This window comes from Streptomyces tibetensis (genome assembly GCF_040647715.1).
GTDB classification, from domain to species: domain Bacteria; phylum Actinomycetota; class Actinomycetes; order Streptomycetales; family Streptomycetaceae; genus Streptomyces; species Streptomyces tibetensis_A.
Map to the genome: position 1 here is coordinate 38,678 of NZ_JBEZCR010000015.1, position 14,408 is coordinate 53,085.

A 14,408-nucleotide genomic window follows, 5' to 3' on the forward strand; every position below is an offset into this window, starting at 1 on the left:
GCCCTTCACGCTAGGCGAGCGGCAGGCGGAGTTCGAACAGGGCTCCGCCTGCGGGTCCCCGCCCGGCCGTGAGGGTGCCGCCGTGCCGGACGGCGACATCGCGGGCGATGGCGAGCCCCAGCCCGGCCCCGCCGTCGTCGCGGCTGCGGGCGGCGTCCAGCCGGACGAACCGTTCGAAGATCCGCTCCCGGTCGCCCTCGGGCACCCCGTCGCCGTCGTCCGCCACCCCGACCACGGCCCGGTCACCCTCGTGCCGCACGGTCACGGTGACCGCCGACCGGGCGTGCCGCTGGGCGTTGTCGAGCAGATTGGCCAGCACCCGCCCCAGCTGCCCCCGCGATCCGGCCACCTCCACCGGCTCCGCGTCCACGGTGACACCCGCCCGCGCATCGGCCTGCTCCCGGGCGAGTCCGGCGAGGTCGACCTTCGCGTCGCTGGGCCGCTCCCCCGCGTCCAGCCGGGCGAGCAGCAGCAGATCGGCCGCCAGCCGCTGCAGCCGGACGGTGTCCTCCACGGCCCCTTCGAGGTCCAGCAGTTCGGGGTGCGCGGCGGCCACCTCCAGCTGCGTCCGCAGCGAGGCGATCGGACTGCGCAGCTCGTGGGAGGCGTCGGCGACGAACCGCCGCTGCCGCTCCACGGACGTCTCCAGCGCCGCGAGGGTCTCGTTGGTGGTGCTGGCCAGCCGGGCGATCTCGTCGTGCGTGTCCGGCTCCGGAACGCGCCGTGCGAGGTCCTCGGAGTGGGTGATCGCGGCCATCTCGCGCCGGATCCCCTCGACGGGCCGCAGGGCCCGCCGGGTGACCAGCCAGGTCACGGCCGCGACGACACCGAGCAGCAGCGGGAAACCGATCAGCATCACCGTCAGCGCGGTCCGCACGGCCCCGTGTTCGGCGGCCAGCGGGGAACCGGCGTAGACCTTGAGGTGCCCGCGGTCGTGGGTCTCCACCTCGACGGCGGCGAAGCGGTAGTCCTCCGCGTCGCCGTCGATCGTCGCGGACCCGTTGATGAAGACGGTCTCCCCGGAGATCTCACCGGGTTCGAGGGCCTCGCCCGCGTCCTCGGCGTCGTCATCGTCGTCCCCGGTGGGCTTCACCGACGGCTGCGGCTTCACCTGCCCGCTGTCGGTCCCGCTGATCTTCTCGAGGTCCTCGCTGGCCGCGACCAGCCGCCCGTGCTCGTCCAGGACCTGCACGGGGCCGTCGTCGCCGTCCAGCCCCGAGAGCTTGCCGTACGGCGTCCCCGCCGCGAGCTCGGAGGCGACCGCCCGCGCGGAGCGCTCCGCCTGCGTACCGGCCTCGCCGATCAGGTTGGACCGCAGGGACAGCAGCACGGCGGCCCCGGCGGCGACGAGCGCCACCGCGACCACGAGGGTCGCTCCCAGCGTGGCCCGCGCCCGGACGGACCCGAACAACCGCCTCACGGGGACGTCTCCAGCCGGTAGCCGGCCCCGCGCACGGTCCGGATCAGCCCCGCCCGCAGCTTCCGCCGCAGCGTGCTGACGTACACCTCGACGATGTTCGGATCACCCTCGTACGCGAAGTCCCAGACGTGCTCCAGGATCTCGGACTTGGACACCACTTCGCCGGCCCGCAGCACGAGCTGCTCCAGCACGGAGAACTCCTTGGCGGTGAGGGCGATCTCGTCGTCACCGAGGAACACCCGGCGCGCCGCGGTGTCCACCTTCAGGTCCCCGTGCACATGCACGGGTGACGCCCCGGCCCCCTGCCCGCGCCGCCGCAGCAGCGCCTTGACCCGGGCGACGAGCACGACGTAGGAGAACGGCTTGGTCAGATAGTCGTCGGCACCGGTGTCGAGCCCCTCGGCCTCGTCGTACTCGCCGTCCTTGGCGGTCAGCATCAGGATCGGCACGTCGTGCCCGGCGGCGCGCAGGGCCGCGCAGACCCGGTAGCCGTTGAGGCCGGGCAGCATGATGTCGAGGATGACCAGGTCGTACGTCCCCTCCGAGGCCTGGTGAAGCCCCTCCTGCCCGTCGTGGACGACGTCCACGGCGTACCCCTCGGCCGTCAGGCCCCTGGCGAGCGACAGGGCCAGCCGCTTCTCGTCTTCCACGATCAACAGGCGCATGCGTAAAGAGTGGCAAAAGCAAGCTGAAGATCCCTTCAGGGGGCTTCAGGTTCCTCTCAGCCTCCGTCGGCCAGAGTCGAAGACGTCGAAAACGAAGCGACTCGGGAGGAACCCGCATGAAGCGCAACATCGTCATCGCGACCGTGACCGCCGCCGCGCTGATCGGAGGCGGGACGGCGACGGCCCTCGCGACCACGGGCGACGACGGGGGCTCGGCGCGGCAGGCGGCCAATACTCAGCTGTCCGACGACGACGCCCGGGACGACAAGGACGACAAGGACGGCCCCGACGCTCAGGACGACCGCGATGACCGCGACGACGACGCGGCCCGGGCCGCCTCCGCGGACGTCACGGCCTCCGAAGCCATCGCCTCGGCGCTGAAGCACACCTCGGGCACGGTGGTCTCCGCCGAGCTGGACGACGAGGACGACAGCGACAAGGTGATCTGGAAGGTCGACGTCCTGTCCGGCGACAACACCTGGCACAGCGTGAGCGTCGACCCGTCCAACGGCAGGGTCCTGGGCTCGCAGACCGACGACGAGGACGACACGGCGCAGGTGCGGGCGGCCCTGAAGGGCTCGTCGGTGACCGCCGGGCAGGCGGCGAAGGCTGCCGCCGGCAAGGGTGTCGTGACGTCGGTCGACCTCGACGAGGACGGCAAGAACAAGTCCTGGGAGGCCGAGACCCGCACGTCCGGCGGCGCCGAGCAGGACTGGAAGATCGACCTCGAGTCGGGCAAGGTCACGCCGGACCGCTCCGATGCCCAGGACGACGACGACACGGACGACCAGGACTGACAACCCCTGCCCGATCCCATCCCGCCCCGGCGTCCGTGCGGACGCCGGGGCGTCGCGGGGTGAGGCACAGGCCGGCTCGAGCAGGCCCTGGTGGAGGTCGGCGCGTCGCTCGCAGCGAAGGCCGGGCGCGAGTCGGGTCAGCTCACGTGTGTCACCTCAAGCTTGGTGGGACCCAGCCGTGGTGCCGGAGGATCATGCGCACGGCGGCGCGGGAGGGTGTCAGCCGCATCGCCGTGTTGCGCAGGGCGACGGCCAGCGGGTGGGAGAGCTGCTGTCCCATCCGCCCGGCCTGCCGGGCGGCCCGGGCGACAGCCTGACTGCGCGGGCGGCGCTCGGCGTCGTACCGGGCCAGCGCGGCCTCGACGGTGGGCTCGGCCGCGAGCGCCGCGGCCAGGGCGACCGCGTCCTCCAGCGCCTGGCAGGCGCCCTGTCCGAGGTTGGGGGTCATCGCGTGCGCCGCGTCACCGAGCAGCGCGATCCGGCCGACCGTGTACGAAGGGAGCGGCGCGCGGAGTTCGTTGACGTCGTGGTGCAGCACGTCGCCGGGCCGGGTCGCGTCGAGCAGCGCGGGGATCGGGTCGTGCCAGGTGCGGAATCGTCGGCTCAGTTCGGCGAGGGGGTCCTCGAACCGCGTCCCTGCGGGAAGGTTGAGGACGGCGTGCCACTCCGCCCGCCCGTCGTTGAAGGCGATGTGCCCGAACTCGGCCCCGTGCCCCCAGGTCAACTCGAAGTCGGTGCGCAGTTCGACCGGTTGCCCGGTGATGGCGCGCAGCACCGTCGAGCCGCTGTAGACCGGACCGGGGTGGACCGGGAAGAGACGGTCGCGAACCTTGCTGCCGATGCCGTCGGCTGCCACCACCAGATCGGCGTCCAGGACCGTGTCGCCGCAGCCGACTCGAACCGTTTTGGGGCTGATCTGCCGGACCGAGCCGGCCTCGGCGCCGACCAGCAGTGTCCCGGCGGGCAGGGACTCGCGCAGCAGCCGGTGCAAGGTGGCGCGTGGGATGCCCATGATCGGCGTGCCGACCGCCTTCTCCAGCACCGCGCCGTCCATCCTGGCCAGCCAACCGCCCTCCGGTGTGCGGGTGCCGCCGCTGTACTGACCCCGCGAGGCGGCCCGCACCGCCTCGCCGACGCCGAGTTCGTCCAGGGCCCGAAGGCCGTTGGCGGCCAGCGAGATGCCCGCCCCCGCGTCGTCGAGCACGGGCGCCCGCTCGACCACCGTCACCTGCCAGCCGACGCGACGGAGACCGATCGCGGCGGCCAGCCCACCGATGCCCCCTCCGACGACCACAGCCGTGTTGCCCATAGCCCCCACCTTCTACATCCGTAGAAGCACGACCTTACACCTGAGCCTCTACAGGTGTAGAAAGGAACCATGGCTTCGGATCGGCGCACCCTCCTCGCAGACGCAGCTCTGGCCGTACTCGCCGACGAGGGGATCCGCGGCCTGACCCACCGCGCAGTCGACCGTGAGGCGGCCATGCCGCCCGGCACCACGTCGGCGTACTTCCGCACCCGGGCCGCGCTGCTCACCGGGCTCGTCACCCGCCTGGTCCAACTCGACCAGGCGGAACTGCACAGGACGGCCGAGCAGCTTCCGCCCCTGCGCACCGCCGAGGAACTGGTGGACGGCATGGCGCTGCTCGTCCGACAGCGGCTCACCGGCGAGGGCCGCCGCCGTTCACTCGCCCGCTACGCCTGCGCCGTCGAGAGCGTGCGCGACCCGGAGCTGCGCGCGATTCTCGTCCCCCGCGAGAACGCCGGCCGCGAAGCCGTCCGCCTGTTCCTCGCCGAGCGCGGCGTGCCGGACGTCGAAAGCCGCGCCCACACCCTGCTGACCTGCATCGACGGCCTGGTGTTCGACCGACTGGTCAGCGGCGGCGAAGTCCCACGCGAAGCCCTCGAAGGCCTGGTCGCAGCGGCCCTGCGCTAGGGCCTGTCGTTTGGATCAGCCCGGACAAGCACCCCACCGGCCCGCACCCGCGCACATCGAGGCAGCCGAACAAAGCACCCCACCGACCCGCACCCGCGCACATCGAGGCAGCCGAACAAAGCACCCCACCGACCCGCACCCGCGCACGGCGCGAAGGGGACGCGTCGGGGGGGTGTCCGCCCGCAGCGGCTGGCGCGTCAACGAACAGTCAGTCGGCGTCCGAGCCCATCGCGCCGTTCCGAGGACGGACACCCACCGGCGCGGCCCCGACCCCCCACCAGCGGAGGACGGAAGCACGCGCACCCCCAGGCGAGAAGCCGAAGCCGTCTCAGCCCTCCGTCAACCCCGCGACCAGCTCATCAGCCGCCCGGTAAGGATCCAGCTCACCCGAGATGATCCGCTCCGCCAGCGCCCCGAGCCGCCGGTCACCGTGCAGGTCCCCGATCCGCTCTCGCAGCGCCGTCACCGCGATCGTCTCGACCTCCCGCGACGCCCGCGACAGCCGCCGCTCCGCGAGCACGCCCCGCTCCTCCATCCAGGCCCGGTGCTTCTCCAGGGCCTCGACGACCTCGTCGACGCCCTCCGCCCGCGCGGCGACGGTCTTCACGATCGGCGGCCGCCAGTCCCCCGGCCCCCGGGACTCCCCCAGCCCCAGCATGTGGTTCAGCTCGCGGGCCGTCGCGTCCGCCCCGTCCCGGTCGGCCTTGTTCACGACGTACACGTCACCGATCTCCAGGATCCCGGCCTTGGCCGCCTGGATGCCGTCCCCCATCCCCGGCGCGAGCAGCACCACGGACGTGTCCGCCTGGGAGGCGATCTCCACCTCCGACTGCCCGACCCCCACCGTCTCGACGAGGATCACGTCGCACCCCGCCGCGTCCAGCACCCGGATCGCCTGGGGCGCGGCCCACGCGAGCCCGCCCAGATGCCCCCGCGTCGCCATCGACCGGATGTACACGCCCGGGTCGGACGCGTGGTCGGACATCCGCACCCGGTCACCGAGCAGCGCACCCCCGGAGAACGGGGACGACGGGTCGACGGCCAGCACGCCGACCCGCTTGCCCTGCTTGCGGTAGGCCGTCACCAGCGCCGATGTCGACGTGGACTTGCCGACCCCGGGCGACCCGGTCAGACCCACCACGTACGCCCCGCCCGTCAGCGGCGCGAGCGCCGCCATGACCTCCCGCAGCTGCGGGGACGCCCCCTCCACCAGGGAGATCAGCCGGGCCACGGCCCGCGGCCGGCCCTCCCTGGCCTGGGCCACCAGCGTGGAGACGTCCTGCATCACAGCTCCGTTCAGATCAGGGACGTACCGCCAAGGAACGTACCGACGAGGAACGTGCCACCGACGGACGTCCCGACGAGGGACATACCGAACTCAGGCCCTGACTCAGGCCTTGGGCACGCGCACGATCAGCGCGTCGCCCTGCCCGCCGCCACCGCACAGCGCGGCCGCGCCCACGCCACCACCACGCCGCTTCAGCTCCAGCGCGAGATGCAGCACCAGACGCGCGCCGGACATCCCGATCGGGTGACCCAGGGCAATCGCGCCACCGTTGACATTCACCTTTTCGGTGGACACTCCGAGGTCCTTCATGGACTGCACGGCGACCGCAGCGAACGCCTCGTTGATCTCGATGAGGTCGAGGTCCTCGACGCCCAGTCCCTCCTTCTTCAGCGCGTGCTGGATCGCGTTGGACGGCTGGGACTGGAGCGAGTTGTCCGGCCCGGCCACGTTCCCGTGGGCCCCGATCTCGGCGATCCACTCCAGGCCGAGCTCCTGCGCCTTGGCCTTGCTCATCACCACGACGGCGGCGGCGCCGTCGGAGATCTGCGAGGACGAGCCGGCCGTGATCGTGCCGTCCTTGGCGAAGGCCGGACGCAGCTTGCCGAGCGACTCGGCGGTCGTGTCACCGCGAATGCCCTCGTCCTTGCTGAACAGCACCGGGTCGCCCTTGCGCTGCGGGATCTCGACGGGAGTGATCTCGGCCTCGAACAGGCCGTTCTTCTGCGCGGCGGCGGCCCGCTGGTGCGACAGCGCGGCGATCTCGTCCTGCTCGGGCCGCGCGATGCCCAGGCGGGTGTTGTGCCTCTCCGTCGACTCGCCCATGGCGACGCCCTCGAAGGAGTCGGTCAGACCGTCGTGGGCCATGGAGTCGAGCATCTGGACGGCGCCGTACTTGTAGCCCTCGCGGGTCTTCGGCAGCAGGTGCGGGGCGTTGGTCATGGACTCCTGGCCACCGGCGACGACCACGTCGAACTCACCCGCACGGATGAGCTGGTCGGCGAGCGCGATGGCGTCGAGGCCGGACAGACACACCTTGTTGATGGTCAGCGCGGGCACGTTCATCGGGATGCCGGCCTTGACCGCGGCCTGACGGGCCGGGATCTGCCCCGCACCGGCCTGGAGCACCTGCCCCATGATCACGTACTGCACCTGGTCGCCACCGATCCCCGCACGGTCGAGGGCGGCCTTGATCGCGAAGCCGCCGAGGTCGGCTCCGGAGAAGGACTTGAGCGAACCGAGCAACCGCCCCATGGGCGTACGCGCGCCCGCGACGATCACCGAGCTGTTCGCCTCAGAAGTTCCAGAAGACATGAGCTGCGATCCCCTTACCGGCTGCACAGCCGAGGAGTGAACGAGGGTTTACTTCGAATGTACTGAGTGGCACTCCGTGCCGTCATCGGGCCGTCGGTGTGATCGCGCGCACGTTGCGTAACCACCTCGGGGGCGCTGCACTGAATCCATGCTGACGCGAATCGACCACATCGGAATCGCCTGTTTCGACCTCGACAAGACCGTCGAGTTCTACCGTGCCACCTACGGCTTCGAGGTGTTCCACTCCGAGGTCAACGAGGAGCAGGGCGTGCGCGAGGCCATGCTCAAGATCAACGAGACGTCCGACGGCGGCGCCTCCTACCTGCAGCTCCTGGAGCCGACCCGCGAGGACTCCACCGTCGCGAAGTGGCTCGCCAAGAACGGGGAGGGCGTCCACCACATCGCTTTCGGTACGGCAGACGTCGACGGTGACGCCGAGGAGATCAAGGGCAAGGGCGTACGCGTGCTGTACGAAGAGCCGCGAGTCGGTTCCATGGGGTCACGGATCACCTTCCTGCACCCGAAGGACTGTCATGGCGTACTGACAGAACTGGTCACTTCGGCGCCTGTTGAGTCACCTGAGCACTGACCCTCGTACATAGGGGCCGGTAGGGTTGGGGGCGGTCGCCGCTCAGTCCAGGGTGACCGCGGTCCCGCCGTGCGACGGCAGGACCACCGGGGTCCGGGTTTCGGGGGACGAGCGTCGGGGCAGCAGCCTCTGCTCCGCCGATGATCTGACACCATTCCCCGGGGGCCCCGTTCGGCGTATGGACGGAGCTCGTTCGGTAAGAGTTGCGACCAGGGGACGGATGGGACCGCGCAGTGCGGGGCTACGAGAGCCAGGAGCGAGAGCCGGCGGCTGACGTCGACCACCTCTCTCGGTTCGAAGCCGAGATGAAGCGGCTGAAGACCGAGCGGGAAAAGGCGATCCAGCACGCCGAGGACCTCGGCTACCAGGTCGAGGTGCTGCGCGCCAAGCTGCACGAGGCGCGGCGCACCATCATGACCCGGCCCTCTTTCGACGGGGGCGACATCGGCTGGCAGGCCGAGCAGTTGCTCCGCAACGCGCAGATGCAGGCCGACCAGATCCGTGCGGACGCCGACCGCGAGCTGAGCGAGGCCCGGGCCCAGACCCAGCGGATCCTCCAGGAGCACGCCGAGCAGGCGGCCCGGCTCCAGGCGGAGCTGCACCAGGAGGCGGTGACCCGCCGCCAGCAACTGGACCAGGAGCTGTCCGAGCGCCGCCAGACGGTCGAGTCGCACGTCAACGAGAACGTGGCGTGGGCCGAGCAGCTGCGGGCGCGTACCGAGCAGCAGGCCCGCCGGCTGCTGGAGGAGTCCCGGGCCGAGGCCGAGCAGTCGCTGGCCACCGCCCGCGCCGAGGCCGAGCGGCTGGCGACGGAGGCCCGGCAGCGGCTGACGAGCGCGGCCGAGGAGGCCCGGGCCGAGGCCGAGCAGATCCTGCGCCGCGCCCGCACGGACGCCGAGCGCCTGCTCAACGCCGCCTCCACGCAGGCCCAGGAGGCCACGGACCACGCCGAGCAGCTGCGGACGTCGACCGTCACCGAGTCGGAGTCCGCGCGCCGCGAGGCCCAGGAGCTGAGCAAGGCCGCCGAACAGCGGATGGCCGAGGCCGAGGAGGCGCTGCGCAAGGCGCAGACCGAGTCGGAGAAGCTGGTCACGGAGGCCAAGGAGGCCGCCGCCAAGGCCCTGGCGAGCGCCGAGGCGGCGAACGAGACGCGCACGCGCACCGCCAAGGAGCAGGTCGCCCGGCTGGTCGAGGAGGCCACGAAGGAGGCCGAGAACACCAAGTCCGAGGCCGAGCAGATCGTCGCCGACGCCAAGGCCGAGGCAGAGAAGATCGTCGCGGAGGCCTCCGAGAAGGCCCGCACGCTCACCGCCGAGGAGACCGCGACCCAGCTGTCCAAGGCGGCCAGGACCGCCGAGGAGGTCCTCAACAAGGCGTCGGAGGACGCCAAGAAGACCACCAAGGCCGCGGCCGAGGAGGCCGAGCGGATCCGCTCCGAGGCCGAGGCCGAGGCGGACCGGCTGCGGGCCGAGGCGCACGACATCGCCGAGCAGCTCAAGGGCGCGGCGAAGGACGACACCAAGGAGTACCGCGCCAAGACGGTCGAGTTGCAGGAGGAGGCCCGCCGGCTGCGCGGCGAGGCCGAGCAGCTGCGGGCGGACGCGGTCGACGAGGGCGAGAAGATCCGCGCCGAGGCCCGCAAGGAGGCCGTGGCGCAGATCGAGGAGGCGGCGAAGTCCGCCGAGGAGCTGCTCGCCAAGGCCAAGGCGGACGCGGACGAGCTGCGCACGACGGCCCAGGCGGACAGCGAGAAGGTCCGCACCGAGGCCATCGAGCGGGCGACGACCCTGCGCCGGCAGGCCGAGGAGACCCTGCAGCGCACCCGGCAGGAGGCCGAGCGGCACCGTGAGGAGGTCCTCGAGCAGGCCGAGGCGCTCAAGGAGGACGCCGAGCGCGCGGCGCGGGAGCTGCACGAGGAGACCGAGCGGGCCATAGAGGCCCGTCGGGCGGAGGCCGCCGAGGAGCTGACCCGGCTCCAGACGGAGGCGGAGGAGCGGCTGACGGCCGCCGAGCAGGCGCTGTCGGACGCCCGCGAGGAGGCCGCGCGGATCCGCCGCGAGGCCTCCGAGGAGAACGAGCGGCTGCGTGCCGAGGCCGCCGAGCGGATCCGTGCGCTCCAGCAGCAGGCCGAGGCGGAGGCCGAGCGGCTGCGCGACGAGGCGGTGTCGGACGCGTCCGCGGCGCGTGCCGAGGGCGAGGCCGTCGCCGTACGGCTGCGCTCGGAGGCGGCGAACGAGGCCGAGCGGCTGAAGTCGGAGGCGCAGGAGAGCGCCGACCGGATGCGCGCGGAGGCGCAGGCCGCGGCCGAGCGGCTGGCCACGGAGGCGTCGGAGACGCTGGTCGCCGCCCAGGAGGAGGCCAACCGGCGTCGCCGCGAGGCCGAGGAAGTCCTCGGCAGCGCCCGGCAGGAGGCCGACCAGGAGCGCGAGCGGGCCCGCGAGCAGAGCGAGGAGCTGCTGGCCTCGGCGCGCAAGCGCGTGGAGGAGGCGCAGACCGAGGCCGTACGGCTGGTCGAGGAGGCCGACCGTCGTGCCACGGAGATGGTGTCGGCGGCCGAGCAGCACGCCCAGCAGGTCCGGGACTCCGTCGCGGGGCTGCACGAGCAGGCCCAGGAGGAGATCACCGGCCTGCGCTCCGCCGCCGAGCACGCGGCGGACCGTACCCGCCGGGAGGCCCAGGAGGAGGCGGACCGGGTCCGCTCCGACGCCTATGCCGAGCGGGAGCGGGCGAGCGAGGACGCGGGCCGGCTGCGGCGCGAGGCGCACGAGGAGTCCGAGGCCGCCAAGGCGCTCGCCGAGCGGACGATGACCGAGGCGATCGCGGAGGCGGAGCGGATCCGCGCGGAGGTCTCCGAGCACGCCCAGCGGGTGCGCACGGAGGCGTCGGACGCGATCGCCGAGGCGGAGCAGAGCGCCTCACGCACCCGGGCGGACGCCCGGGAGGACGCCAACCGCATCCGGTCGGACGCGGCGACGCAGGCGGACACCCTCATCACCGAGGCACGCACCGAGGCGGAGCGGCTCACCACCGAGACGGTCCAGGAGACCGACCGGCTGCGGATGGAGACGGTCAACGAGGCCGAGCGGGTCCGCACGGAGGCACTGTCCGAGGCCGAGCGGGTCCGCACGGAAGCGCAGTCCGAGGCCGAGCGTGTCCGGTCCGAAGCGGCCACGGCGGCGGACCGGGTGCGGGCCGAGTCCGTCGCCAAGGCCGACCAGCTGGTCGCGGAGGCCACCGGCGAGGCGGAGCGGCTGCGGGCCGAGGCCGCCGAGACGGTCGGCTCGGCTCAGCAGCACGCCGAGCGGATCCGCCGCGAGGCCGAGCGCGTCAAGACCGACGCCGAGGCGGAGGCGGAGCGGCTCGTCGGCAGCGCGCGCGAGGAGGCCGACCGCACGCTGGACGCGGCCCGCAAGGACGCCAACAAGCGGCGCTCCGAGGCGGCCGAGCAGGTCGACAAGCTCATCACGGAGACCACGGCCGAGGCGGACAAGCTGCTGACCGAGGCGCAGCAGCAGGCGCACAAGACCACCGCGGAGGCCGAGTCGCGGGCCGACACGATGGTGGGCGCGGCCCGCAAGGAGGCCGACCGGCTCGTCTCCGAGGCGACGGTCGAGGGCAACTCCCGGGTGGAGAAGGCCCGTACGGACGCCGACGAGCTGCTGGTCGGCGCGCGCCGGGACGCAACGCAGATAAGGGAGCGTGCCGAAGAGCTGCGCGACCGCATCACCTCCGAGATCGAGGAGCTGCACGAGCGGGCCCGTCGCGAGTCGGCCGAGACGATGAAGTCGGCGGGCGACCGCTGCGACGCGCTCGTCAAGGCGGCCGAGGAGCAGCTGGCGAAGGCGCAGGCGAAGGCCAAGGAGATCGTCTCGGAGGCCAACTCCGAGGCGGGCAAGGTGCGTATCGCCGCGGTGAAGAAGGCGGAGGGGCTTCTCAAGGAGGCCGAGCAGAAGAAGACCACGCTGGTCCGGGAGGCCGAGGAGCTCAAGGCCGAGGCGATCCGCGAGGCCAAGCGCACGGTCGAGGAGGGCAAGCGCGAGCTGGAGGTCCTGGTCCGCCGCCGGGAGGACATCAACGCCGAGATCTCCCGTGTCCAGGACGTCCTGGAGGCGTTGGAATCCTTCGAGGCACCCGCCGGCTCCAAGGACAACGGAGTCAAGGCGGGCGCGACGGTCGGCGCGCCCCGATCGGGTGGCAAGTCCTCGGACGGCTAGCGGTCCGAGGACGGCCGAGGGAGCCCGATTCCGGGGCCATCCGGGGGCTTTGACCAAGTTTTGGCAAGCGATCCGCCGCTTAGCCACTCAAAAGGGGTCTCATTTTCCAGATCAAACGCGCATCCGCTCGATGACACACCGTTTCGGCCCCTAGGATTCCACCTATCACCTCACCGGTCTCATTCGACAGGAACCCCATGAGCGACACTTCCCCCTACGGCTTCGAGCTTGTGCGGCGTGGGTACGACCGCGCTCAGGTGGACGAACGTATCTCCAAGCTCGTCTCCGACCGTGACAGCGCTCTCGCCCGCATCACCGCTCTGGAAAAGCGCATCGAAGAGCTCCACCTCGAGACGCAGAACGCCCAGGCCCAGATCACCGACGCCGAGCCGTCGTACGCGGGTCTCGGCGCGCGCGTGGAGAAGATCCTCCGCCTCGCCGAGGAAGAGGCGAAGGACCTGCGCGAGGAGGCCCGGCGCGCCGCCGAGCAGCACCGCGAGCTCGCCGAGTCGGCCGCCCAGCAGGTGCGCAACGACGCCGAGTCGTACTCCGCGGAGCGCAAGGCGAAGGCCGAGGACGAGGGCCTGCGGATCGTCGAGAAGGCCAAGAGTGACGCCGCTCAGCTGCGTTCCGAGGCGCAGAAGGACGCGCAGTCCAAGCGTGAGGAGGCGGACGCCCTCTTCGAGGAGACCCGCGCCAAGGCCGCTCAGGCCGCCGCCGACTTCGAGACGAACCTGGCCAAGCGCCGCGAGCAGTCCGAGCGCGACCTGGCCTCCCGTCAGGCCAAGGCCGAGAAGCGCCTCGCCGAGATCGAGCACCGCGCCGAGCAGCTGCGCCTGGAGGCCGAGAAGCTGCGCACGGACGCCGAGCGCCGCGCCCGCCAGACGGTCGAGACGGCCCAGCGGCAGGCCGAGGACATCGTGGCCGACGCCAACGCCAAGGCCGACCGCATCCGTTCGGAATCCGAGCGCGAGCTGGCCGCCCTCACCAACCGCCGCGACAGCATCAACGCCCAGCTGACGAACGTCCGCGAGATGCTCGCGACGCTCACGGGCGCCGCGGTGGCCGCCGCCGGCACGCCGGCCGAGGACGAGCCGATCTCCCGTGGGGTCCCGGCCCAGCAGTCCCGGTAACACCGGGGTATACGGAGTCTGAACCTCCGCAAAGCCCTCTGCCGCTCGGGTGGCAGAGGGCTTTGCCACGCTCTAGCGTGGCGGCATGATTGAGCTCGAGGGGCTGACGAAGCGGTACGGCGAGAAGGTGGCGGTCAACAACCTGTCCTTCACCGTCAGACCGGGCATCGTCACCGGCTTCCTCGGGCCGAACGGCGCGGGCAAGTCGACGACCATGCGGATGATCCTCGGTCTCGACCATCCGACCGCCGGTGACGTCCGTATCGACGGCAAGCACTACCAGCAGCTCAAGGACCCGCTGACGTACATCGGCGCCCTGCTGGAGGCCAAGGCCTGGCACGGCGGGCGCACCGCCTACAACCATCTGCTGTGCCTCGCCCAGAGCAACGGCATTCCGCGCAGCCGGGTGCGTGAGGTGCTGGAGACGGTCGGGCTGACGGCGGTCGCGAAGAAGAAGACCAAGGGCTTCTCGATGGGCATGGGGCAGCGGCTCGGCATCGCGGCCGCGCTGCTCGGCGATCCGCGGATCCTGATGTTCGACGAGCCGGTCAACGGCCTCGACCCCGAGGGCATCCACTGGATCCGCACCCTGATGAAGTCGCTCGCCGCGCAGGGCCGGACCGTGTTCGTCTCCTCCCACCTGATGAGCGAGATGGCCCTGACGGCCGAACACCTCGTCGTCATCGGACAGGGGCGGCTCCTCGCGGACACCTCCATGGCGGACTTCATCGACCGCAACTCACGTTCGTACGTCCGGGTCCGCAGCCCGCAGCGGGAGCGGCTCCTCGACGTGCTGCACCAGGCCGGGATCGTGGCCGTGGAGAGCGGTGACGGGGTGCTGGAGGTGGACGGCGGCAAGGCCGAGCACATCGGTGAGCTGGCGGCACAGCACCGGATCACGCTGCACGAGCTGAGCCCGCAACAGGCCTCGCTGGAGGAGGCTTTCATGCAGCTGACCGCGGGGGCGGTGGAGTACCACGCACACAGCGGGACGAGCGCGACGAGCCCCGAGCCACCGCGGCAGCAGTGGGGCGACGGCTGGAAGAGGGGCTGAG

General features: G+C 71.9%; 11 protein-coding genes. 6 read left to right on the forward strand and 5 right to left on the reverse strand.

Features of this window, described 5'->3' with window-relative positions; all coding sequences use genetic code 11:
* Positions 1-10 precede the first annotated feature (10 nt).
* Entirely contained in the window at positions 11-1,420 is a 1,410-nt protein-coding gene (locus AB0B29_RS32385; protein WP_362245407.1) for a sensor histidine kinase, read from the reverse strand.
* Entirely contained in the window at positions 1,417-2,085 is a 669-nt protein-coding gene (locus AB0B29_RS32390; RefSeq protein WP_362245409.1) for a response regulator transcription factor, read from the reverse strand. Before AB0B29_RS32390 ends, AB0B29_RS32385 begins: the two co-directional genes overlap by 4 nt.
* A 116-nt stretch (positions 2,086-2,201) precedes the next feature.
* Between AB0B29_RS32390 and AB0B29_RS32395 the strand changes: the two genes are divergently transcribed.
* On the forward strand, positions 2,202-2,882 hold the full coding sequence (locus AB0B29_RS32395; protein WP_362245411.1) for a PepSY domain-containing protein: 681 nt from the start codon (positions 2,202-2,204) through the stop codon (positions 2,880-2,882).
* Between the two features lie 151 nt (positions 2,883-3,033).
* On the opposite strand, the gene AB0B29_RS32400 is transcribed toward AB0B29_RS32395, so the two are convergent.
* Positions 3,034-4,191, reverse strand: a complete 1,158-nt coding sequence (locus AB0B29_RS32400) for an FAD-dependent monooxygenase (protein ID WP_362245413.1) — start codon at positions 4,189-4,191, stop codon at positions 3,034-3,036.
* A 69-nt stretch (positions 4,192-4,260) separates the two neighbouring features.
* Between AB0B29_RS32400 and AB0B29_RS32405 the strand changes: the two genes are divergently transcribed.
* Complete coding sequence (locus AB0B29_RS32405; RefSeq protein WP_362245415.1) at positions 4,261-4,818, forward strand: TetR/AcrR family transcriptional regulator; 558 nt, start codon at positions 4,261-4,263, stop codon at positions 4,816-4,818.
* Between the two features lie 328 nt (positions 4,819-5,146).
* Here the strand turns inward: AB0B29_RS32405 and meaB are convergent, their stop codons facing one another.
* Positions 5,147-6,103: a methylmalonyl Co-A mutase-associated GTPase MeaB gene (gene meaB, locus AB0B29_RS32410; RefSeq protein ID WP_362245417.1), complete on the reverse strand. Its 957-nt coding sequence runs from the start codon at positions 6,101-6,103 to the stop codon at positions 5,147-5,149.
* A gap of 105 nt (positions 6,104-6,208) precedes the next feature.
* Positions 6,209-7,417 carry an acetyl-CoA C-acetyltransferase gene (locus tag AB0B29_RS32415; RefSeq protein ID WP_362245419.1) on the reverse strand — a complete coding sequence of 403 codons (1,209 nt, stop codon included), beginning with the start codon at positions 7,415-7,417 and terminating at the stop codon, positions 6,209-6,211.
* Positions 7,418-7,565: 148 nt separating this feature from the next.
* Between AB0B29_RS32415 and mce the strand changes: the two genes are divergently transcribed.
* The 4 genes from mce (at position 7,566) to AB0B29_RS32435 (ending at position 14,407) form a co-directional block, all read left to right on the forward strand.
* Entirely contained in the window at positions 7,566-8,006 is a 441-nt protein-coding gene (mce, locus tag AB0B29_RS32420) for a methylmalonyl-CoA epimerase (protein ID WP_031107947.1), read from the forward strand.
* Between the two features lie 233 nt (positions 8,007-8,239).
* Positions 8,240-12,220 carry a polarized growth protein Scy gene (gene scy / locus AB0B29_RS32425; protein ID WP_362245421.1) on the forward strand — a complete coding sequence of 1,327 codons (3,981 nt, stop codon included), beginning with the start codon at positions 8,240-8,242 and terminating at the stop codon, positions 12,218-12,220.
* A gap of 197 nt (positions 12,221-12,417) precedes the next feature.
* Positions 12,418-13,353 (forward strand): cellulose-binding protein, encoded by a 936-nt coding sequence (locus tag AB0B29_RS32430; RefSeq protein WP_184850054.1) that lies wholly within the window; start codon positions 12,418-12,420, stop codon positions 13,351-13,353.
* Positions 13,354-13,438: 85 nt separating this feature from the next.
* Positions 13,439-14,407 (forward strand): ABC transporter ATP-binding protein, encoded by a 969-nt coding sequence (locus AB0B29_RS32435; RefSeq protein WP_362245423.1) that lies wholly within the window; start codon positions 13,439-13,441, stop codon positions 14,405-14,407.
* Position 14,408: the final 1 nt, after the last annotated feature.